This window comes from Flagellimonas myxillae (assembly GCF_023502235.1).
Lineage (GTDB): Bacteria > Bacteroidota > Bacteroidia > Flavobacteriales > Flavobacteriaceae > Flagellimonas > Flagellimonas myxillae.
The window spans coordinates 592,791-615,075 of the sequence record NZ_JAMFLY010000001.1 but is presented as its reverse complement, the minus strand read 5'-3'; the positions used below and the strand labels follow the sequence as shown (position 1 = coordinate 615,075).

Here is a 22,285-nt window from a genome sequence, read left to right as displayed (position 1 = left end):
GTGACAATCTAAAGCCCAATTTATAAAGGTTTTAGGGTGAATTGTTACAATTTAATTTTTCAAGCTCCTTTTTAATCTATTTTTAAATAATTGATTTTCAGTATTTTAAAATCAATTATCATAACGTAACGTCGCTCTAGCGCGTTACCCTCTTGCTTTTCCGAATTTGACCGTTCCACTATCAAATCCTGAAAACATGAAATGCCTTTTCATCTTTTCTGATATCGTACTTTCTCAATATTATTTTTGGTTTCAATTTTTGCAATAAGGTTTTGCATGTCCTCTCCCACTTTCCTTTCAAGTACCCTAGCATAGATTTGGGTAGTGGTGAGTTTGGTATGACCCAACATTTTGGAAACGGTTTCAATCGGTACTCCGTTGGATAAAGTCACTGTAGTAGCAAAAGTGTGTCTTGCCGTATGGAAAGTTATATGTTTATGGATACCACAGGCTTTGGCTATTACCTTTAGATATGAATTCGTCTTTTGATTGCTATAAACGGGAAGAAGTTTTCCCAAGACATCAGGTCTTGCATCTTTTCTGTACTTCTCAATAATCTTTTTTGCCTTGGGCAATAATGGAATCTTTACTGTCTCATTGGTCTTTTCCCTTTTGGTATGTATCCAAAGGTTGCCGTCGATTCCCAGAACCAACTGTTGGGGTTTCAATTCTTTGACATCTATATAGGAAAGCCCCGTATAGCATGAAAAAAGAAATACATCCTTTACCTTTTCATAGCCGGCTCCACTGAAAGTTGTTTCCTCAATAAGATGAAGTTCCCTTTCGGAAAGGTAGCTTCGTTCTGTTTTGTGAAAGTTGAGCTTGTAATTACGAAACGGGTCTTTTGCCAACCATTCAAGTCTTACCGCAAGGTTTACCATCTTCATGAGCCTTTCCAGATGTTTCATGGCCCCATTGTTTGAACAGGTCTTTCTCGCTTTTTTGGGTTGATAAGTCCTGAGGTATTGTTCAAAATCTAAAATAAACCTATAGCTCAATTGTTTCAAATAGATGTCGGGGAGCTTCAATTTTTCGTCTAAGAACTTATCCAGATATCTTTCCGTTGAATAGTAGTTCTTCATGGTACCCGGTCGAAGTACCAATACCTGTGTCTTGTTATGGTATTCTACAAGTTCCTTTAAAGTTTTGTTTTGGTCGTCCTGCCCAAGAAAACGGGCCTTGATGGCCTGTGCGGTAATAACTTTTCCCTCACCCAACAATTGTTTATGTGAGTCCATGATCTGCACATAGACTTCGTCCAGATAACTGTTCAGGAGTCGTGCTTTCTGAGAGAAGCCAATGACCCTACCTCGTATTTCGTCCCAATCACTCACCGAAACGTAGCGTTTCAAACTGATTTCCGCCCGTCTTCCATCCACGGTTATCCGTGCATAAATGGTTAGTCTTTCTGGATTGTTTGTGTGGTCTCTGGTAAAGATGAGCACCTTTAATGTACTGTTGTTCCGCATGATACAGGTCTTTTAAATGAAACATTGGTTGTTTGCAAAGACGACCCTAAATAGCCTTATATGCTATCAAAATTATGCACAAGGAACGTACCAATTCATTCACCGAACTCTACACCTTTTATATGATTTTAGATGATATCAGATGAATGCAATAAAAATGAAAAGCACTGTCAATCAGTCAGTTGACAGTGCTTTGATACCCACTGAAAAGTGGTTCGTCGGGATGACTGGATTCGAACCAGCGACCACACGCACCCCATGCGTGTACGCTACCAGACTGCGCCACATCCCGTAATTGACCTTCGGTCAACAATTTTCAATAAACAATACCCAATTTCCAATGCGCCCACTGCAATAAAGCAGTCTGGGTACCAGACGGAGTTTATCCCGAGTATGACCGAGGGGCCACATCCCGTAATTGACCTTCGGTCAACAATTTTCAATAAACAATACCCAATTTCCTAGCAATGCATTGCAAATTGGGAGTGCAAATATACAATTTGGAAAGATTTATCAAACTATTCATTTCACCCTATTTTTTGGTTCACCCAACCATTTTAATCCGTGCTTTTACAGTTACTAATGTGGAATTGCTATCTTTAGTTCGATAGCAACTCATTTTCAAGGTTTTACCTAAGACAACATTGTCTAATTGCCCATGAAGAGAACACTTTTGACCATTATGGCAATTTGGACCGGTTTGGTATGCGCCCAAGACCGGGAAGCGGCGGTTTGGCAATTTGGGCAATATGCGGGACTAGATTTTAATAGCCTTACACCACGTTCCCTAGCCATTGGTGCCAGCGATACATTCGAAGGAACCTCAGCGATATCCACCGATGAAGGCCGCTTGATTTTTTATGCTGATGGGGAAAGCGCCCATAATAGTTCCCATAGATTAGTCTCGGGAAGCCGATTTCTTATCGGAAGTACAAACAGTACCCAGTCGGCACTTATCGTTCCAGACCCTTCCAACCCTAATAACTATTTCCTATTTGTAACGGACACTTACGAAACTGCGGACACTGTAGTCTGGACTGGATCCGGGCTCAATTATTATACCGTGGGAATGGCAGGCCCAGGCTCAATTAGAGACGACGTGGCACATTTGGTTACCTACGACGCCTCCAACCGGTTTGAAAGAGCATTGAAATGCTCGGAAAAACTTACCGCAATAAAAGATTCCTGCCACGAAATATATTGGCTCATCACTCATTTTAAAGATGCGTTTTACGCATTCAGAATAGATGAAAATGGGGTAAGCGACCTTCCAGTTATTTCCCAAATTGGCCCTTCTGTTGAGTTAGGCAAACCTTTCCTAAATTTTAAAGGGCAAATCAAGGTGTCACCCGATGGCACCAAATTGGCCATGGCCAATTTTCAAAATGGGGTCGACAAAGAAAGTCACGCCCCTGGTAGCCTTTACCTCTTTGATTTTGATGTACATACTGGAATGGTATCCAATGAGCAAAGGCTCATGAACGATGATTTAGTCTTTGCCTACGGGGTGGAGTTCTCTCCCGATTCCAAAAAACTATACGCCACTGTAAGCAGTTTCAACAACGGAAATGTCCCTCCCAGCGGTTTTTTCAATACGGGCAGTATGTTGGTTCAAGTGGACCTAGAGGACAACAACAATTATCGGAAAATTGCTGATTCCCCATACGACCCAACCGCTCTTCAATTGGCTATTGATGGTAAGATTTATCACGCTCAGGTGCAAAGAAGATATCTAGGGGTAATCAATAATCCCAAGGAAATTGGTGCTTCCTGTAACTATGTTGAAGACGGACAACCCACTGGCCAAACCAGCCAAAAAGGCCTCCCTGGATTTGTACAGTCCTTTTTTCAAGTTCGGGTGGAGTATGAAGAAGCCTGTGTGGGCGACCAAACCAAGCTTTCGACAAACTATCTCCCCGACCCCGATAACATTGCTTGGGATTTTGGGGATGGTTCTCCGGTTCTAAACGGCTTGGACAAGTCCCCCGAGCATGTGTATACGAGTCCCGGAACCTATATCGTTTCCGCCACCATAACCAAAGGAGCCGATGTGGAGACGTATACCAAAGAAGTGGAGGTAACCTCCTTACCTGTTGCCAATCCGGCCGAACTGGTGCAGTGTGATCCAGATGGGGATGGCTTCTCGGAATTCAATTTGCTTGAAGCCGCTACCTTGATCAATGCTTCAGATGGGCTTACCTTTAGTTTCCACGATACAGAACGTGGAGCACGTGGCAATTCAAGTCCTGTTGGGAATCCGGAAACTTATTCCAATGCGTTGGGGGCCCAACTCTTTGTTCGGGTGGAGAACGATTTAGGATGTTTTGATGTCACTACCTTGGACCTAAGGGTGGTCAGTACGGCAATTCCAAGCGGATTTTCTTTGGAAGTCAGGGCATGCGACGATGGAGTGGACAACGATTATGGGGATGGTATTGGAACTTTCGATTTTAGTGGGGCTACTAGTTCGATAATGGCCCTATTTCCTGCAAACAACAACTTTCAGGTAAGTTATTATACCTCCTCCGAAGATGCGCTATCGGAAACCGACCCTCTCGACCCTACCCAATACAGAAATGAGGATTCACCTGGCAGGCAGGATATTTGGGTACGGGTGGACGGCACTGATAGAAATGCTTGTATCGGTCTTGGGCAACATGTTACCTTGGTCATTGATGAAGGGCCCATTTTTGATTTGGAACCCTCTCTGGAAGTTTGCCTCAATCAACTGCCCTATCCCATTAGTGCCAGAAACCCTCTAGACAACTATACCTATGAATGGATGGATTCGGATGGAACTGTCTTGGGTACAAACCAAAGTTTTAATCTTCCAGCAGCAGGTACATATACCCTTAGAGCAACAATGACCGATGGAACGGGATGCGAGGCCTATAGTTCCATCGAAGTAACCACTATTGACCCCCCTGAAATATTGGGTGTTAAAGTAGACGGTCTGGTCAGCTTGCAGACCACCGCAACCGTGGAATTAGTTAGCTACGAAAACTTCGAATTTTCGCTGGATGATCCTCTTGGCCCTTTCCAAAAAAGTAATGTGTTTCAAAATGTACCTCCTGGAGTGCATAAGGCCTATGCTAGGGATATTAACGGTTGTGAGGTTGTGGAATCCCAGTTTTCCGTGATTGGGCATCCGGCATTTTTTACACCCAACAACGACAATGTCAACGACTTTTGGCAAATTCAGGGCATCAGCGCCGATATCCAAAGCCAATCCATAGTCTATATCTATGATCGCTATGGCAATGTGCTTGCCCAAGTCGATGCCGCATCTCCGGGATGGGATGGGAGTTGGAATGGTCAACCCTTACCCGCTTCGGACTACTGGTTTACAGTTTCCTTGGAAGATGGCAGGTCATTCAAAGGGCATTTTACCTTGAAGCGATAAATTCATTTGTCCTGTCGTTTCTGTTTATCCAATATTCTTGAGGAACAACCCATTTTATCCACTCCTTAATGGCTAAAATCATGAATTCACTATATTTAGAGTTGATAGCTATTAACTTTCATCGTTTTAGGAAAGAAATAATACTCCGATTTTGCTATGAAGAGAGCACTTACATTGCTAATGGCATGTTGGTTTGGAATGGCGTGCGCCCAAGACAGAGAGGCGGGAATATGGCATTTTGGACAGTACGCAGGGCTTGATTTCAATAGTCTCGTCCCGCAATCTTTGGTAGGTAGCGACATGGATACCTATGAGGGTAGCGCCACCATTTCTACAGAGGAAGGGAGATTACTTTTTTATACAGATTCAGAAATTGCTTATAATCGGTTACACCGCCGAATGCCTGGTAGTAGGGCTTTATCCGGAAGCAATTTTAGCACACAATCTTCAATTATTGTTCCCAAACCAGGGTTCCCCAATTTCTACTATCTGTTTATAACGGATGACTATGAGACCGTCGATACCATCGTTTGGAACGGGGATGGCCTCAACTTTTTTGAAGTGAACATGACGGGGCCTGGAACCATCAGCAGTCGGGGTGCACATCTTATTACGTACGATCCTGACAATAGATTTGAAAGGGCCTTGAAATGCTCTCAAAAACTAACTGCCATCAAAGATCCCTGTGAAGAAATTTACTGGGTCGTAGCCCATTTCAATGATTCGTTTTATGCTTTCAAGGTAGACGAAAATGGAGTAGATGAAAACCCAGTGGTTTCCCAAGTGGGGCCTTCGATACATTTGGGAGCCTATTCTGGCAACGCCAAAGGGCAGATAAAAATGTCTCCCGATGGCACCAAATTGGCGATGGCCAATTTCATGAACAATGTTGATCCCAGCGGACATTCCCCTGGAAGTCTCTATCTATTTGATTTTGACATTTTGACTGGCGCGATTTCCAATGCGCAACAATTGATGGACGATGATTTTGTGTTTGCATACGGGGTGGAGTTTTCACCCGATTCCAAAATGCTGTATGCCACGGTAAGCAGCTATAACAATGGGGATGTTCCACCAAGTGGTCATGATAATGACGGAAGTATACTGGTGCAAATAGATTTAGAAAACAACAATAGGTATCAAAAAATAGCTGAATCCTTGGTCGACCCTACCGCCTTACAATTGGCCATAGATGGAAAAATATATCAGGCCCATGTGCAACGCCGGCATTTGGGAGTAATCAACAATCCCAAGGAACTTGGTGCGGCCTGTAACTATGTAGAAGATGGCCTTCCCATGAGTCGTAGTAGCCACAAGGGGCTTCCCTCATTTGTACAATCCTATTTTCAAGTTCGGGTAGAATATGAAGAAGCTTGCGTGGATGACTCCACCAAGCTCTCAACCAATTATCTCCCCGACCCAGATAATATTGCATGGGATTTTGGAGATGGTTCCCCGGTTCTGAATACGGTGGACAAATCCCCAGAACATGTGTATAACAGACCAGGGACCTACATAGTTACCGCCACCATCACCAAAGGTGCCGAAGTTGAAACCTATACCAAGGAAGTTGAAGTTACCGCTCTACCCTTTGCCAATGCTGCGGAGTTGGTGCAATGTGACCTAGATGGGGACGGCTTCTCCAATTTTAATCTATTCGAGTCTGCTTCCCTGATCAACGCTGCCGAAGGGCTTACCTTTAGCTTTCACGATTCTGAACGTGGGGCAAGGGGTGGTTCAAGTCCCATTCCCAATCCTGAGTCTTATTCCAACGCTTCTGGTTCCCAATTGTATGTTCGGGTCGAAAACGAACTGGGCTGTTTTGATATTACTACGCTGGACCTAAGGGTGGTGAGCACTGCCATTCCCAGTAATTTTAACTTGGAGGTCCGGGCCTGTGACGATGGTATTGATAATAACTACGCCGACGGTATTGGAACCTTTGAGTTTAGCGATGCTACCAATTCAATTCTTGCGCTATTCCCATCGAACAGCAATTTTACCGTTGGGTTCTACGCTTCAGAATCAGACGCTTTATCGGAACTCAATCCCATTGATCCATCCCGGTACCGGAATGCAAGTTCCCCGGGACAACAGCGTATTTGGGTCCGGGTAGATGGCGCGGACCAGAATGCCTGTGTTGGGCTAGGCGAACATATCACCTTGGCTGTGGATGAGGGCCCACTTTTTGATTTGGAACCGACCCTGGAAATTTGCCAGAACCAATTGCCCTATTCCATAGGTGCGCGAAATCCACAAGGCAATTATGCCTATGAATGGACCGATGCTGAAGGCAATGTGGTAGGTACTGGACAGAATTTTGATATTCCCGGAGCGGGGATTTTCACAGTAAATGCCATGCAAACGGATGGAACGGGTTGTGAAGCTTTCAAAACTATAGAAGTTACGACGATAGACCCTCCAGAAATTGTCGATGTGCAGGTGGATGGCCTGATCAGTTCACAGAGTACGGCAACAGTCCAACTGGTGGAAAACGGCAATTTTGAGTTTTCACTTGATGACCCACTTGGGCCTTTTCAGCCGGGCAATATTTTTCAGAATGTAACTCCAGGAATCCACAAGGCCTATGCCAGGGATGCTAATGGTTGTGAAGTGGTGGAATTTCAATTTTCCGTGATCGGTCATCCGGCGTTCTTTACACCCAACAACGATAACGTAAACGACTTTTGGCAGATCCAAGGGATTAGCGGGGATATCCAGTCCCAGTCCATCGTCTACATTTTTGACCGATATGGCAATGTGCTTGCCCAAGTCGACCCAGCCTCCCCGGGATGGGACGGCAGTTGGAATGGTCAACCTTTACCGGCGTCTGATTATTGGTTTAGCGTTTCTTTGGAAGATGGGAGATCCTTCAAAGGACACTTTACGTTAAAACGATGAGAAGTACCCTTATGGGAATCTATGAGTGCGAACGATGTGGTAAGGTATATTTTTAAAATTAGGCGACTTGTTCCTCCTGCGGTACCGAAAATACTTTCAATATCCATTCTTCTTATCAACATCTACTTCCTATGGTGCACCTTTGTGATATTAAAAGATTGGGGAGGGCCGATGGGTTTTGGGATAATGATCCTACCGATTACCCTTTCAATAAATTTGTTGTTGATTCCTGCGATCAAAGACCTTAGAAAGAATCGTAAAGATGACTTTTCGACAATAATCAATTCATTAGGTTTGATTTGGGCGATATTCTGGTTACTTTTCTTTTTACAATCTAATTAGTGTAAATACTGGATTAGTTAGTGGTTCAACTTATAAAATTATGAAGATGAAACAATTAGGATTGTTAGGAATTCTTCTTTTATTCCTTTGCGCATGTCAAAAAGAAAAAAAGGAATTGTTCAATGGTAAGAATTTAGAAGGTTGGCATATGGACGTTCCTAAGTTGGACAGTTTGCCAAATTCCCCAAAACCATTTGTCGTTAGGGAAGGTATTTTAGTGAGCTTAGGCGAACCTAGAGGTCACCTTATTACTGATTCAACCTTTAAGGATTATCGCCTTGAAGTTGAATATCGATTTCCTGGTGAACCCGGCAATTGTGGAGTATTGGTACATGCTTCTACACCCAAGTCATTATATCAAATGTTTCCAAAGTCATTAGAAGTTCAAATGAAACATGAAAATGCTGGGGATTTTTGGGTAATTGTAGAAGATATCACCGTAGATAATATGGAGGAGCGAAGAGGGCCAAAGAATGAATGGGGAACCACGGAAGGAACCAAACGTAGAATTTTGAACCTTACCGATGGTTCCGAAAAACCGCTTGGAGATTGGAACAATATGGTAATTGAATGCTATCGCGATAAGATCAAAGTCTGGCTCAATGGAGAACTGGTAAACTACGGTTATCATGCTACGGTAAGTAGCGGACAGATTGCCATTCAGGCCGAAGGTGCAGAGGTTGAATTCAGAAAATTGGACCTACAAAATATCAATGGATTGACAGAATAAGATTTTAGGGGCCAACATTAAGATTAGCTCGTAAGGTTTCCAAAATTCACAGCATACAATCTAGTTAAGTTTCAGTTCAAATAAACGATAGTAAAATCAATTACCTATACAGGGTAAAATGCCCTACGTATTGTTGCTTTTCGCGATCGTTGGCATAAACTACATACCAATAATCCCCCGTAGGAAGCGGGTGTCCTTCATAGGCCCCATCCCACTTTTTAACCTGATCCAATCTAGCCACTACCCTACCGTAACGGTCATAGATAATAACATCGATGTTTGGAAAATACTCCCGGTTTCTTGGGTACCAGTTGTCATTCATTCCATCCCCGTCCGGGGTAAAGAACGGCGGCATTTCAGGCATGCCTTCAAAATTGAAGGGCATTACTAAACTGGCAACACATCCATACTGGTCGCGGACCATCACATTTACATTGGCATCAAAGGTAATATTGAAGGTGTTGGTATCGCCATACGAATCGCCCTGGAAGAAATACTCATAGCCACCAAAACCACCAGAAGCTATGGCCTTTATTTCTGTTGGACCGGTTTTAAGCACCTCCAAAGTCAATGGTTCATACGCCTCAATTTCAAACTCAACAAAAGTCACACAACCATTTTGGTGATAGATGTACACCGTATGTTCCCCTTCCGGAAGGTCACCAAACGTACGCTGCTCCGTAGCTAAATTGACATCATCCACATCCAAGGAAAATAACAACTCATCCAACATGGATTCATCCGCTATGGATACAGTTGCCGTGCTATAAGGGAAAATCCCCTCACAACCATATTCCACTATGGGTTCGGCCATCAGCTCAATTCCAACTCCAATTTCGGCGGTAACATCTGTTTGACATCCATTGGAATCGCGCACAAATATCACATAGGTTTCACCCCCTTGAAGATTATCAAAGAACAGGGTATCATTTTGCACAAAATCTGCATCGTCAGCGGAGTTTACACTGGTGAAGTAGGGTGCTGTACCTCCCGTTACCTCCAAGGTCAAGGTTCCATCCATATCGCCTAAACATACTTCTGGGGTTGTAGAGGCCACACCGGCCAAAAGTTCCATGGGTTGGGTAATCTCTACAGTTCGGGTGATGGTACATCCCAGGTCGTCTTGAATGATTACATCATAGGTTCTTGGTGAAAGGTCGTCAAAGGTTTTTCTATTTGGATTGGCCGGGTCATCCCCTTCAAAGAATTCGCTCAAGGTATCTGAAATTGAGTATCGAATTGCACCGGTTCCCCCGCTGGCCTCAATAATAATTTGTCCATCTGTATCGCCCCAACAAGAAACGGGTACGGCTTCCAAGTACTCGAGTACCAAAGGTGGTTTTGGCTCAATGATGATGGGGTCGGAAATGGCTTCACAACCGCCACTCTGGGCATAGACATAATACGTTCCCGGAGGAAGGTCTCTAAAAATTCCTGAGCTTTGAGCTGCCCTCACGGTTGTTGATGGCGTTGGAACTGGTGGTACATTGGAATTCAGAAGGGTATAAACATAACTGCCGATTCCTCCAAATGCTTCAGATCGGATAATTCCGGTTGCCTCACCCGCACAGTTTATGGTAGCATTGGTCAAATCCAGTGCTATAACCAAAGGTGCAGCGGGATCCAAGGAAATTTGATTGGAAAGCTCAAATGGACAACCGTTAGAATTTTGCACATCGTATTGGAAAGGTCCTGGATCGAGCGTGATGTCTGCCGTTATCTCTATACTGGACAATCCCGGACCAAATGGAGTAAAGGGGTCACTTGTCCCGGATCTGCGGTAAAAGTAATCCACCCCAACTTCTGGGTTGGTCACGGTTAATTCCATTCTACCCAAATCCCCACAACCTGGAGGTTGAAGCTCTACCAGTTCCGCAATCACGATTTCAGGGTCCTGAACGGTAATCGGCAAAGTGGTGAAACTACAGTTCCATCCATCAAAAATGGTAATGGTGTAGTCCCCTGCCGACAAATTGGCAAAGGTTGGGGTTGTTTGCAGTCCACTGTTCGTACCATCCGTAATCCGGTTCAATTGATACAAATAATTACCCGGTCCTTGACCACCGGCCATATTATAGGCCTCGATGATTCCGTCGTTATCATTATTACATCTTAGCGGTTGAACCACCTGAATATCCGCAGAAATCGGTGTTGGTAGTGGCAAATTAATGGTGGTACTTTCTTCACATCCCCTAAAATCCCGGACATTAATTGTATAGGTTCCCGTAGATAAATCTGGGAAAACAGGATTGGTATTTGGGTAATCCACAAGTATCGTGGTTCCGTCAGGAGCGATCAATTGGTATTCATACGTACCCCAACCCCCATCGCCGGTAGCGGTAATCTCACCAAATCCGGGAACATTACAGGTGACTTCGGAAGTCTGTATGGCCACAACGGAAAGGGGACGGTCGGGTGAGCGAACCGTGGTTACATTGCTAATTACATCGCAAAATGGGGAATCCATTGCTTCAACATGTACTACGAGATTACCAGCTGGCAAGCCTGTAATAATTTCAGGACTATTAATGGGCACATTGGTATCGAAACTACCCGTTACTCCAGTAGTGGTTTCCACACCCGAATTATCCCGAGAAAAGACCTCATAATTGTACGATCCACTGTAATTGTTGATTTCAATGCTGATTTCCCCGTCATTACCATTAAAACAGGTAACCGGTTGTACCTCAGCGATGATGGCTTCGATATTGTTGTACTCCGGCATATTGATGGTAGCAGTGAGGTAGGAACATCCACCACTTCCAATATCCGTTACCGCAAAAATGTAGTCTCCCGGGGTTGAGATATCCCAAGTAACGCGATCTGTTCCAGAGGAGTTTCTTGCAGGCTCGGACCCAAGGGGTAAAATTTCGACCTCGTAATTGCCAGGACCTTCGTTTACTATAATCTCTATAAATCCTGGATTCACGCCAACCCCTGAAGCATCGCAGGTTATTTGTCCCACATTATAACTAAAGGTGATGTCCGTTGGGGTATTAATATTAACCGTGGTGGTTTCCTCACAGCCATTTTGGTCCCTTGCGGTTAGGATAAATGTCTGGTTCGTACCATTGTCGATAACCTCAAAAACATTGCTCGTCTGAAAATTGGTGCCATCAAACTGTGGGGTTCCATCATTCAAGCTGTAGGTATAAGGTCCGGTACCGGTAGCTGTTCCAGTCCCATCCCCATTGGTATCCGTAAAAATGGTAATGGTTGCAGTACTAAATTGGTTGCTGGATGGATTACAGCTAAACTCAGTGTTCGTCGCTGCCACTTGTAGCAAGGTAGGCTCAGCAATTACTATATCTCCAGAGCGATCTGTACAGCCCCTATCTGATACCACCTCGACCTGATAGGTATCTGGAGCTAGCCCATCAAATATTGGGGACGCTTGGGGGCCTGCGATTATGGTGGAACTTCCTCCATCGTATAGGATGTAGTTAATGGGAGTATCCGTGTCACTACCGGGCTGCAATTCCACAGCAATGGTTGCATTGTCAGCTCCATTACAGGTGATTTCGGTAGTTGGGGTAGCTGTAATCACAGGTGTATTCACTGTGGAAACATTTACAATGGCCTCATCGGAGCACAAGGGAGTGGTATTAGAACTAAGGTCCGTCACCAAAATGTTGTAATCGCCTGGCATTACGCTCGTAAACACATTGGAACTTTGGGGTGGGCCAATATTGGCCAGGGTTCCCGCATCGCGAAGTTGAAACTCAAAGTTTCCACTTCCCCCTGTCGTGTTAACTGTAATCCCACCGTCCCCGGCGTTACAGGTTGGGAAGGAAGTTGCATCGGCGGTGATGGCAAAGAAATCAAACACCTCAGCTGTGACCGTGTTAATACATCCATTCCCATCACGTACGGTAATTACATAGCTTCCTGGGTTCGGAACCACGAAGTTGACACTGGTCTGGAATCCACTTCCAATATCATACATAAATGTATCCTCTGGCAAACCAGAACCGGTTGTCAAGGGCGAAGTCACTTCAATCTGATACCCGCTAGTGGCGGTACACTGGTTAGTCACATCAATGGTTGGATTGGGCACGCCTGCCTCCTGACTCACCGTGGCGGTAGTCATTGCAGTACATCCATTCGCATCTTGGACATAGAAATCGTAGTCAGTGGGATATGGTCCAGCAATCTCAAAAGTAGTGTCGGTATTGAATACTGTGGGAGCTGGGTCTCCTGTAGGTACGTAGGCATATGCAAAAGGAGTGGCTGCACCAATTCCCCTAACGGTTACAAACGCCCCAGCGTTACAGGTGGCTTGTACATTGCTGTCAATTACTATGGAAGGTGAACTAAATCCAATAAAGACCAAGGTACTTCCGGTACAACCCGTATTGTTATCGGTGACCAATATCTGGTAATTTCCCGGAGCCAGACCTGTAAAGGTATCATTGAAAGGAATGGTCACATTGTTATGATTTGTTGGACCAGAGATTGTTGCGCCTGTATCCGTGTTTTCGAGGGTAATCGTTAAATCCGCCGGGCTTGCTATTCCGGTTACATCATAATCTATCGCCCCACTTCCGGCCACATTACAGGATGCAGTCGTTGCGGTAGCGGTAACTGTCACTGGACTTGGAGCAGCAATGGGGTCAATTTCTTCAATATAAATACAGCCCAAGGCATCCCTGACTTCCACAAAATATGTTGTACCAAAGGTGACCACAGCAGAAAAATCATGAATATCTACACCATTTACATTGGCCGGAACAAAGGCAGGGTCGCCCACCAATCTAAATTCATATGGTGCAGTTCCCCCAGTGGCTTGCACCCGATAAGAAATAAATGCATCCGTACAAAGGGCTGGAGGTGGGTCCAATGGAATTAAATCCAATATGTTCTGATCGATAATTACGTCATCCCTGTCCTCGCATCCTTGAGCATCTGTAGTGACCACTGTATAGTTACCAACAGGAAGATTCGGGAAGTTTACCGTGGTACTTGCCGTACCCATGGATGACGCTACTAGGTTTCCTGCAACATCCAATAAAACATAATCGAAAGGTGCTACTCCATTGTTGATTGTAGTAGAAACAGAGCCTAATACCGAACCGGCCGAACAGACCGCTGGTGTTGGCGTTGCAGTGGCATCCAAGGCGGCGCTTGCTCCAATGGTGACCGAATACGCTGGACTGACACACCCTCTACTATCCCTGATTACAAAACCTCCATGGGTACCAGGTCCGTAACCGGAGAAAATGTTACCCGCCACAAAGGTTGCACCATTGTCGTTACTGAACTCATAGGGTGGTACACCTTGTGTGGTATCGGGGACAAGTTCCACGATTCCGCTAGTTGCATCCCCACATTGGGTATCCGTACCTACCACAGACCCTGCAATGGTTTCAGGCGGGGTAATAGTCACGACGTTGGATTCGGTAGTACAACCTTCGCTATCAGTAATCATGAATTGGTAAGTGGTATCCGAAACTATGGAACCATCATTGGGAATGCTGTAAATGAATGAGTTTCCAGTAATGTTGTTGTTGTCCGAAGTATATGGAGCACCATTGATGCTCACCTCGTAAATGTCGTAGTCTCCCCCAGAAGTATATCCGTTGGAAATATTAACCTGAATCTGGGCAGGTGGCCCGGCACAATCCAATTCTTGGATGGTTGTAGCGGTAGCCATAACCTGAGGTTCGATGGTAGCAGTGACGGTATCCCGACAATCATTGGCGTCCACCACTTCAATGGTATAGGTGCCCGGGGTTAGTCCCGTAAAGGTATTACTGGCGCCTAAAGCACCGCCATTAACCCGATATTGATAAGGTGCTGTTCCCAAGGTTGCATTGACCACCAAAGTAGCAGCCGTGAAATTGTCATAACAAAAGTCCGATGCTCCAGTATCCAAAGTAAGTGTGGGCGCCTGAAGGGCTGTTAGGGTGAAACTATCGGTAACGGTACAACCATTGGCATCGGTAACACTTACCTGATATAAGCCTTCTTGGGATAAATTGGAGAATACACGGCTGTTCTGCGGTCCCCTTGTCGAGCTGTCCGGCTGGGTCAAGGTATAGCGGTTACCTCCCCATCCTCCAACGGTATTTACGCGGACTGCCCCAATGTTTCCATTTTGACAGTTCATGTCGGTAACATCCAAACTTGAAATAGCAAATGCTGTTGATGGTTCCTCAATAGTCAAGGTAGCCGTATCGGTACAATTGGTGTCTTCATCCGTAACGGAAATCACATAGTTCCCTGCGGTCAATCCAGTAAGGGGTATAATCCCACTGTTCTGACCCGTGAATAGCGACCCTCCATCAATGCTATAGCTGTATGTGGTGTTGAATCCGTCCACCAAATAACGACCTTCCCCATCGGCATCGCCAACACAGGTAACCACCCTGGTTTGCTGCGCTTGCACCCCAATTGAACTAATATCGGTTATTGCATAGTTCTCATCGTAAGAGCAACCCTCATTATCAGTAACCCTAAAGGTGTAGGTTCCAAGGCCCAATCCGGTGAAAGTATCATTGTTTCCATTGTTGATAGCACTTGCGGCCGGCGCAATGATCTCGTAAGTATAAGGACCGGTTCCGCCTGTGACAACCAATCCCACGGAAGCCGTGGTGGAAATACAATCCAAACTTGAAATGGTAAATGCCAAGTCAGTAGGTTTGTCCAAAGTATTAAAAACAACATCCGGCAATGGCTGCACACAACCATTTGCATCCCTAACCAATGGGGTATAAGTTCCCACTCCTAGATTGGTAAACACCGTGCCGGGTCCAAACCCTGCACCAATACTATATTCATAAGGAGGGGTTCCGCCAGAAACTCCGGAAATGGTGATCTGACCTCCTGTTTCATTTAAGCAGGTTGGTGCAGAATCAGGAGTGGCTGTAGCGCTGATGGTGGATGGGGTACCAATTGTTGCAGTTTGTGGTGTTGTGGTACAGGTAAAAGAATCCTGCTCATATCTCAATACCACATCATAGGTTCCCGGTGCTAAATTGGAGAACACATTGCTCACTTGATAGCTGGCCCCATTGTTAATACTATACTCGATTTCGTATCCAAATCCATTGGTCACGTTTATCGTTATTCTACCATCGTTGGCACCCCCGCAATTGGCATCCTCTTCGGTAAAATTGAATAAAGGTGGTGGAATGTCGGGTACGTCCACGGAAGCGCCCCGCTGGCATCCGTTGGCATCCTCGACCAAAATATTGTAGGTACCTGCTGTTGATACCGTGAAAGATGTGGACCCGGTATATGTGGAGCCAAAGGGACCACCGTCCACGCTAAAGCGATAGGGAGCCGTTCCCCCGGAAGTCGTTAAGTCCACATCGACTGAAGTTGCCCCGCAGCCAAAACTGGCTGAAGCTGTTGCTGAAACATCCAAGGGACTAATCCCATTACCAATCTCAATGGGACCACCTCCTGTAACCGTCGTAACCGTCTCGGAACAATCATTGGTGTCAACTCTGATGCTGTAGGTTCCTGGACTAACATTGGCAAAAGTGTACGAATCTGCCCCATTTGGACCAAAAGTGTCCACAGTCACTCCATTTTTGATGAGTCTATAGGTATAAAATCCCGGGACTCCAGCAACCTGGACGTCCACACTTCCGAGCTCTCCACTACAAAGAATGTCGTTGGCGGTTACGTCAACTGTAATGTCCAAGTCCTGCACATTTACCGTGTTTGAAGGGAACACACAGGCACTGGCAGAAACGTTTTTCAAACGTACCCAAACCCTATAATTACCAGCCGTGGTAACATCAAAAAATGGATCGTCTTGATACGGTCCTGCGGCTCCGCTTATGCTGTATTCGTAGCCTGCAGGAACATTGGTCACTTCCACCCTGCCCGGATTTCCGCAGATAATGTCCTCTTTAATCAATTGGGGGTCCAACGGGTTCAAGGTGGATTTGAAATAGAAGTATTGACCGGAATCCACACGCACCCTAAACTCCCCGGCAGTGGATAAGCTATAGGTTGCACTGGTGCCTACCGTGTTCCAGGTACAAGCCGCGTTTATGGTCGGACAATCGTCAACCACTGTAGGGGCACAGGTATTGGTATCCAATTGCTGCCATTCGTAGCTACTACCGGATTGACTAAGGGTCAAAGTTCGGATATCGCTGGTACCACATAGGAAGAATTTGGCCAGCGTACTACCATCGTTGGGGCATACCACCTCTTCGTCGGCCCCTTGTAAAATGGTCATGAACATGGGGCTAGCGACGGCTAGGGAACTTTCATCGTGCGTAATGGAAATGTCAACATCCAGTTTCTGGGTCTTTTCTTCCCGGTCAGGATTGGATACTGCACTCACTACCTTGGCAAATACCCTGTTGACCTCTGTTTTTGCAAGTACCGTGGAACAAAATATTGATATAAACACCAACAACACGGCATACAGCAAATGCCTTGTTTTCTGTGGGAGCATAGGTTAAGTCTTGTTATGGTAGAATACTTCAGATTTGGGGTCTTAATATTCTAGATTGTAATTGTCTAAACTTATATAATTCTCTTTATCTTTCGACTTCAAAAAGCCGTCGTTCGTCTATAAAATCTATAATTTCAACGTCAAATTATGAAAAAAAGTACCATATTACCTATTTTTTTCGTTGTAATGCTTACTACATCTTGTGCCCAAAATTCTGACAAGGGCATAAATCTTCCCAAAAGCATTGATTTTACTGTAAATTCCGTAATTCCAGTCATTCAAAACCCATGGGGTATGGCTTTTTTGCCCGATGGCGCCATCTTGGTCACGGAAAAATCAGGTAAACTGCTACACTTTAAGAGCGGAAAAACGACAGAAATCTCTAATCTTCCAGCAATTTATGTTAGAGGCCAAGGAGGCTTATTGGACATTGAATTGCATCCGAATTATGCCCAAAACGGATGGATTTACTTTTCATATTCTTCTGAAGAGGGTGATGGTAAAGGCGGAAACACGGCAATTTCAAGGGCAAAGCTGTCTGGGACGCAATTAACGGACCATCAACTCCTCTATAAAGCAGGACCGAATACCACCAAAGGACAGCATTTTGGTTCCCGATTGGAATTTGATCAGCAGGGTTACCTCTACTTTTCGGTCGGAGATCGCGGAAATAGGGACGAAAACCCCCAGAGTATCCAGAGGGATGGTGGAAAAATTTACCGCATCCATGATGACGGAAAAATTCCGGCCGACAACCCATTTGTGGACAAATCCGGAGCTAAAACAGCCATTTACAGCTATGGCCACAGAAATCCACAAGGCCTTACACTACATCCCGTAACAGGAATACTATGGGAACATGAACACGGACCTAGGGGCGGGGACGAAATCAATAAGGTACAAAAAGGTAAAAACTACGGCTGGCCAGTAATCACTTATGGCATCAATTATAGTGGTACAAAAATTACAGACGAAACTTCAAAACCAGGCATGGAACAACCTGTGTATCAGTGGACCCCTTCCATAGGGCCTAGCGGAATGGCCTTTGTTTCCTCGGATAAATACCCAAAGTGGAATGGAAATCTACTGGTAGGATCCCTAGCCTTCCAATACTTGGAACGATTGGTAATTGAGAACAACAAGGTTACCTACCGGGAAAAGCTTTTGGATGGTATGGGTAGAGTCCGCAATGTGCGGCAGGCCCCCGATGGGTTTATCTATGTTGGGATTGAAGGAAAAGGGATTTATCGACTAGATCCAAAATAGGATTCCTACTGTAAAGCCTCAATTGCTTTCTTAACCGAACCGTATTTTTTTAGGGCTTTTTGTGCATCGTCATAGCCTAGGCCAAGTGCTTCCACCAAATATCGGGTTCCCCTGTCCACGAGCTTGTTGTTGCTCAATTGCATATTCACCATTTTGTTTCCTTTAACCCTTCCGGTTCTGATCATCAAAGCGGTGGAAATCATGTTCAAGGCCAACTTTTGGCTTGTGCCACTTTTCATTCGGGTACTCCCGGTCAAAAATTCTGGTCCTACATTGATTTCGATGGCAACATCCGCCAATTTAGCCAAGGGTGAACCGGGATTGTTGGTTATCCCTCCAGTTAAAATCCCATGTTTTTTGGCATCTTCAAGCCCCCCCAACACATACGGAGTGGTTCCCGATGCGGCAATTCCCACCAGGACATCATTGGCATCCACATTGTATTCCAAAAGATCTTTCCAAGCCTGTTGGGTGTCATCCTCCGCATGCTCTACGGATTTGCGAATGGCAACATCCCCACCAGCCATAAGACCTATGACCCGGTCGTGGGGCATCCCAAAAGTGGGTGGTATTTCTGAAGCATCCAATATGCCCAAGCGACCACTGGTACCAGCACCTATATAGAACAAACGCCCCCCTTTCTCGAAACGTTCAACAATGCCATCAATCAGTTTTGCCAATTGGGGCAAGACTTGCTCCACAGCTTCTGCTACTTGCTTGTCCTCTTGGTTGATCCCTTCCAAAATTTCGTTGGTGGACATCTTTTCCAGATGATCATGATTGGATGGACGCTCGGTAATTTTGATGTAATCCGTCATATTATAATAGGTATAGGTCTTGATTTTTAAAACTTTCAAGCAGCGGATGCTCTGGTTCCAATTCGGTGATCATGGTATCTATCATATTAAGATCACAGGTTTTGAAACGGTGCTGTGAATTCAATTTTTCGGAAATACACAGCAATACGGTCTTTTTGGAAGCATGGATAACCGCTTTTTTGGTTTGGACAATGTCCCAATCAAACTCGGTCAATCCAAAGCCTGCATCCACATATCCAGTCCCAATAAAACTGTAGTCAACCTTTATTTGGGATAAGTTATGGATAGCATTGGAACCTATGGCAATCTGGGAATCCTTGGAAAGCATCCCTCCAATAAAGATTGTTTCCACATTGGGTTTGCCCAATAATTCCATAGCCACGGGAAGACTCAACGTAAAGCAAGTGAGGTTGATGTTTGTGGGCAACAAGCGGGCCAACTCTTGGCATGTGGTTCCACCATCAATTAAGATTACACTGTTCTCCTTTAAAAAGGAGGTAGCCTTTTTGGCAATGGTAATCTTCTCGTCCAAGGCATAGACATTGTTCCGCTTTGGGCTATGATTTGCAAAACCCAGGGATACTGCCCCACCGTGAACCTTCACCAACCGATTTTCCCCGTCCAATTCCTTAACATCCCTCCTAACGGTGTCAATGGACACGTCCAATCTTTCCGCTAAATCGGTAAGCAGAACCCGATTATGCAGCTCCACTTCGTTCAAGATGGTATGCTGTCGCTCCTCCTTAAGCATGAACTTTGAAATTGAATTTAAGGCCAAATGTAAAGAAAACTATCCCATTTTATGCTGTTTAATTCAAATAAATTGTTACGAAATCATTAAAAAAAGCAAAAGATTGCAAAAAGATTGCAAAAAACAGCAAAATTCAATTTTAATTCCTATTTTTGCCATTCCAAATTTTGATTTAGGATTTTAAAACCAACTATTAGTAAAACACCGTATTGAAAATTAGTGCTTCATGGAAACAGCAACAGTAAAAAATGGAAGAGTGGACATATCGTTCAAACCTGCGGGGCAATTTGAGGAAACCCGTTTTGAAAAGGTTCACAACATCATCTTTGAAAACTCCGGAGATGGTTCAGCTACCGTGGCCAAGGAAATTGCAGACTTGATCAAGGAAAAACAGGCAAAAGGCCAAAACTGTGTTCTTGGATTGGCTACAGGGTCATCCCCGATTCGCGTATATAGGGAATTGGTCCGGATGCACCAAGATGAAGGTTTGAGCTTCTCCAATGTTATTTCCTTCAATCTGGATGAGTATCTACCTATGGAAAAGGACAATCGCCAGAGCTACCATTACTTTATGCATGAACACTTGTTCAACCATATCGACATCGAACCTAAAAACGTCCACATTCCCAATGGCACTGTTTCAGGGGAGGAAATCATTGCACACTGTCTGGATTATGAAAAGAAAATAAAGAAGGCCGGCGGATTGGATTTTCAACTCTTGGGTATTGGTCGAACTGGTCATATTGGATTCAACGAACCAGGGTCTCACCATAATTCTGCAACCAGGGTAATCACCTTGGATCACATTACCCGTGTAGATGCCGCTCCTGCTTTCTTGGGTATCGATAATGTTCCAAGAAGGGCCATTACCATGGGAATTTCAACGGTAATGAGCGCCAAAAGAATTGTCCTATTGGGATGGGGACCCAACAAGGCAGAAATCATTAAAAAGACCATTGAAGGAGAAATTTCTTCCCATGTTCCTGCCACCTATCTTCAAGAGCACAACAACTGCTCCTTTATCTTGGATACGGCCGCAGCCAGCGAACTTACCAGACATAAAACCCCATGGTTGGTGGATGAATCCCTTGCCTGGAACGAGCAACTGACCGCCAAGGCCATCGTATGGCTTTGTGGACAAACCGGAAAGTCCATTTTGAGCCTAACGGACAAGGATTACAACGACAATGGAATGTCCGGCTTGCTGACACAACATGATTCCTACGACTTGAACATTAAAATGTTCAACAGGCTGCAGCACACCATTACAGGTTGGCCAGGTGGAAAACCTAATGCGGATGATACCAACAGACCGGAACGTGCTTTGCCCGTTAGTAAACGAGTTATCATTTTTAGCCCTCACCCGGATGACGATGTAATCTCCATGGGTGGAACTTTCGACCGTTTGGTTCAGCAAGGTCACGATGTACACATAGCCTACCAAACTTCAGGGAACATTGCGGTCTCTGATACCGAAGCACTAAAATTTGCCGAAATTGCCAAGTCCATTAATCCATCCGAAGAGGCCCAGACCATTATCGACGCCATAAAATCGAAAAAAGAGGCGGATTTTGACCCTGTTGAAGTTAGAAAGCTCAAAGGAAACATTAGACGTGGCGAGTCTTTCGCGGCAACGCGATATTTTGGGGTTGATGACTCCAATGTGCACTTTTTGGACCTTCCTTTTTACGAAACCGGAGCCATCAAGAAAAACGACCTTTCCGATGCCGATGTGGCCATTATGGTTGACCTGATTAAAGATGTCAAGCCCCATCAAATATATGCTGCCGGAGATCTTGCCGACCCCCACGGCACCCACAAAACCTGCTTGGATGCCTTGTTCGCCGCCTTGGAGGAACTAAAAGACGAATCGTACATGGACGATTGCTGGGTTTGGTTGTACAGAGGAGCATGGCACGAATGGGACACCCACGAAATTGAAATGGCAGTGCCCATGAGCCCGGATCAAGTACTCCGTAAGCGTTTGGCCATTTTCTGTCACCAATCGCAAAAAGATGGAGTAATGTTCCAAGGGGATGATTCCAGGGAATTCTGGATGAGAGCCGAAGAACGAAATAAGGATACCGCAAGAAAATACAACCAACTGGGAATGGCGGAGTACGAAGCCATGGAAGGATTTGTACGGTACAAATTCAAATAATCCGTACAAAAAGGCCTACTTTTAT

The 22,285-nt window shown here is 44.9% G+C and carries 10 protein-coding genes and 1 tRNA gene; 6 read left to right on the top strand and 5 right to left on the bottom strand.

Annotation, left to right across the window (positions count from 1 at the left end; translation table 11 throughout):
• Positions 1-209: 209 nt before the first annotated feature.
• Positions 210-1,469, bottom strand: a complete 1,260-nt coding sequence (locus tag M3P07_RS02915) for a site-specific integrase (protein ID WP_249968395.1) — start codon at positions 1,467-1,469, stop codon at positions 210-212.
• Positions 1,470-1,687: 218 nt separating this feature from the next.
• Positions 1,688-1,761, bottom strand: a tRNA-Pro gene (locus tag M3P07_RS02910).
• Here M3P07_RS02910 and M3P07_RS02905 point away from each other — a divergent pair.
• The 4 genes from M3P07_RS02905 to M3P07_RS02890 all read left to right on the top strand — a co-directional run bounded on the left by M3P07_RS02905 (position 1,728) and on the right by M3P07_RS02890 (position 8,845).
• A complete protein-coding gene (locus M3P07_RS02905) occupies positions 1,728-1,934 on the top strand; it encodes a hypothetical protein (protein ID WP_249968394.1) in 207 nt (68 codons plus the stop codon). The two genes, M3P07_RS02910 and M3P07_RS02905, sit on opposite strands and share 34 nt — an antisense overlap.
• 193 nt (positions 1,935-2,127) lie before the next feature.
• Positions 2,128-4,872: a T9SS type B sorting domain-containing protein gene (locus M3P07_RS02900; protein ID WP_249968393.1), complete on the top strand. Its 2,745-nt coding sequence runs from the start codon at positions 2,128-2,130 to the stop codon at positions 4,870-4,872.
• Positions 4,873-5,028: 156 nt separating this feature from the next.
• Positions 5,029-7,773 carry a T9SS type B sorting domain-containing protein gene (locus tag M3P07_RS02895; protein WP_249968392.1) on the top strand — a complete coding sequence of 915 codons (2,745 nt, stop codon included), beginning with the start codon at positions 5,029-5,031 and terminating at the stop codon, positions 7,771-7,773.
• A 388-nt stretch (positions 7,774-8,161) separates the two neighbouring features.
• Positions 8,162-8,845 carry a 3-keto-disaccharide hydrolase gene (locus M3P07_RS02890; RefSeq protein WP_249968391.1) on the top strand — a complete coding sequence of 228 codons (684 nt, stop codon included), beginning with the start codon at positions 8,162-8,164 and terminating at the stop codon, positions 8,843-8,845.
• Between the two features lie 100 nt (positions 8,846-8,945).
• Here the strand turns inward: M3P07_RS02890 and M3P07_RS02885 are convergent, their stop codons facing one another.
• Positions 8,946-17,264: a T9SS type B sorting domain-containing protein gene (locus M3P07_RS02885; protein WP_249968390.1), complete on the bottom strand. Its 8,319-nt coding sequence runs from the start codon at positions 17,262-17,264 to the stop codon at positions 8,946-8,948.
• A 147-nt stretch (positions 17,265-17,411) separates the two neighbouring features.
• Between M3P07_RS02885 and M3P07_RS02880 the strand changes: the two genes are divergently transcribed.
• Complete coding sequence (locus M3P07_RS02880; RefSeq protein ID WP_249968389.1) at positions 17,412-18,530, top strand: PQQ-dependent sugar dehydrogenase; 1,119 nt, start codon at positions 17,412-17,414, stop codon at positions 18,528-18,530.
• Between the two features lie 5 nt (positions 18,531-18,535).
• Here M3P07_RS02880 and murQ read toward each other — a convergent pair whose 3' ends face one another.
• On the bottom strand, positions 18,536-19,348 hold the full coding sequence (gene murQ / locus M3P07_RS02875; protein ID WP_249969437.1) for an N-acetylmuramic acid 6-phosphate etherase: 813 nt from the start codon (positions 19,346-19,348) through the stop codon (positions 18,536-18,538).
• Between the two features lies 1 nt (position 19,349).
• A complete protein-coding gene (locus M3P07_RS02870; RefSeq protein WP_249968388.1) occupies positions 19,350-20,099 on the bottom strand; it encodes a DeoR/GlpR family DNA-binding transcription regulator in 750 nt (249 codons plus the stop codon).
• Positions 20,100-20,325: 226 nt separating this feature from the next.
• Between M3P07_RS02870 and nagB the strand changes: the two genes are divergently transcribed.
• Complete coding sequence (gene nagB / locus M3P07_RS02865) at positions 20,326-22,260, top strand: glucosamine-6-phosphate deaminase (protein WP_249968387.1); 1,935 nt, start codon at positions 20,326-20,328, stop codon at positions 22,258-22,260.
• Positions 22,261-22,285 lie beyond the last annotated feature (25 nt).

Bases quoted from the DNA above. Each gene is read 5' to 3' on its own strand.
- M3P07_RS02915 (WP_249968395.1), bottom strand. From the start codon at position 1,469: ATGCGGAACAACAGTACATTAAAGGTGCTCATCTTTACCAGAGACCAC.
- M3P07_RS02905 (WP_249968394.1), top strand. From the start codon at position 1,728: ATGCGTGTACGCTACCAGACTGCGCCACATCCCGTAATTGACCTTCGG.
- M3P07_RS02900 (WP_249968393.1), top strand. From the start codon at position 2,128: ATGAAGAGAACACTTTTGACCATTATGGCAATTTGGACCGGTTTGGTA.
- M3P07_RS02895 (WP_249968392.1), top strand. From the start codon at position 5,029: ATGAAGAGAGCACTTACATTGCTAATGGCATGTTGGTTTGGAATGGCG.
- M3P07_RS02890 (WP_249968391.1), top strand. From the start codon at position 8,162: ATGAAACAATTAGGATTGTTAGGAATTCTTCTTTTATTCCTTTGCGCA.
- M3P07_RS02885 (WP_249968390.1), bottom strand. From the start codon at position 17,264: ATGCTCCCACAGAAAACAAGGCATTTGCTGTATGCCGTGTTGTTGGTG.
- M3P07_RS02880 (WP_249968389.1), top strand. From the start codon at position 17,412: ATGAAAAAAAGTACCATATTACCTATTTTTTTCGTTGTAATGCTTACT.
- murQ (WP_249969437.1), bottom strand. From the start codon at position 19,348: ATGACGGATTACATCAAAATTACCGAGCGTCCATCCAATCATGATCAT.
- M3P07_RS02870 (WP_249968388.1), bottom strand. From the start codon at position 20,099: ATGCTTAAGGAGGAGCGACAGCATACCATCTTGAACGAAGTGGAGCTG.
- nagB (WP_249968387.1), top strand. From the start codon at position 20,326: ATGGAAACAGCAACAGTAAAAAATGGAAGAGTGGACATATCGTTCAAA.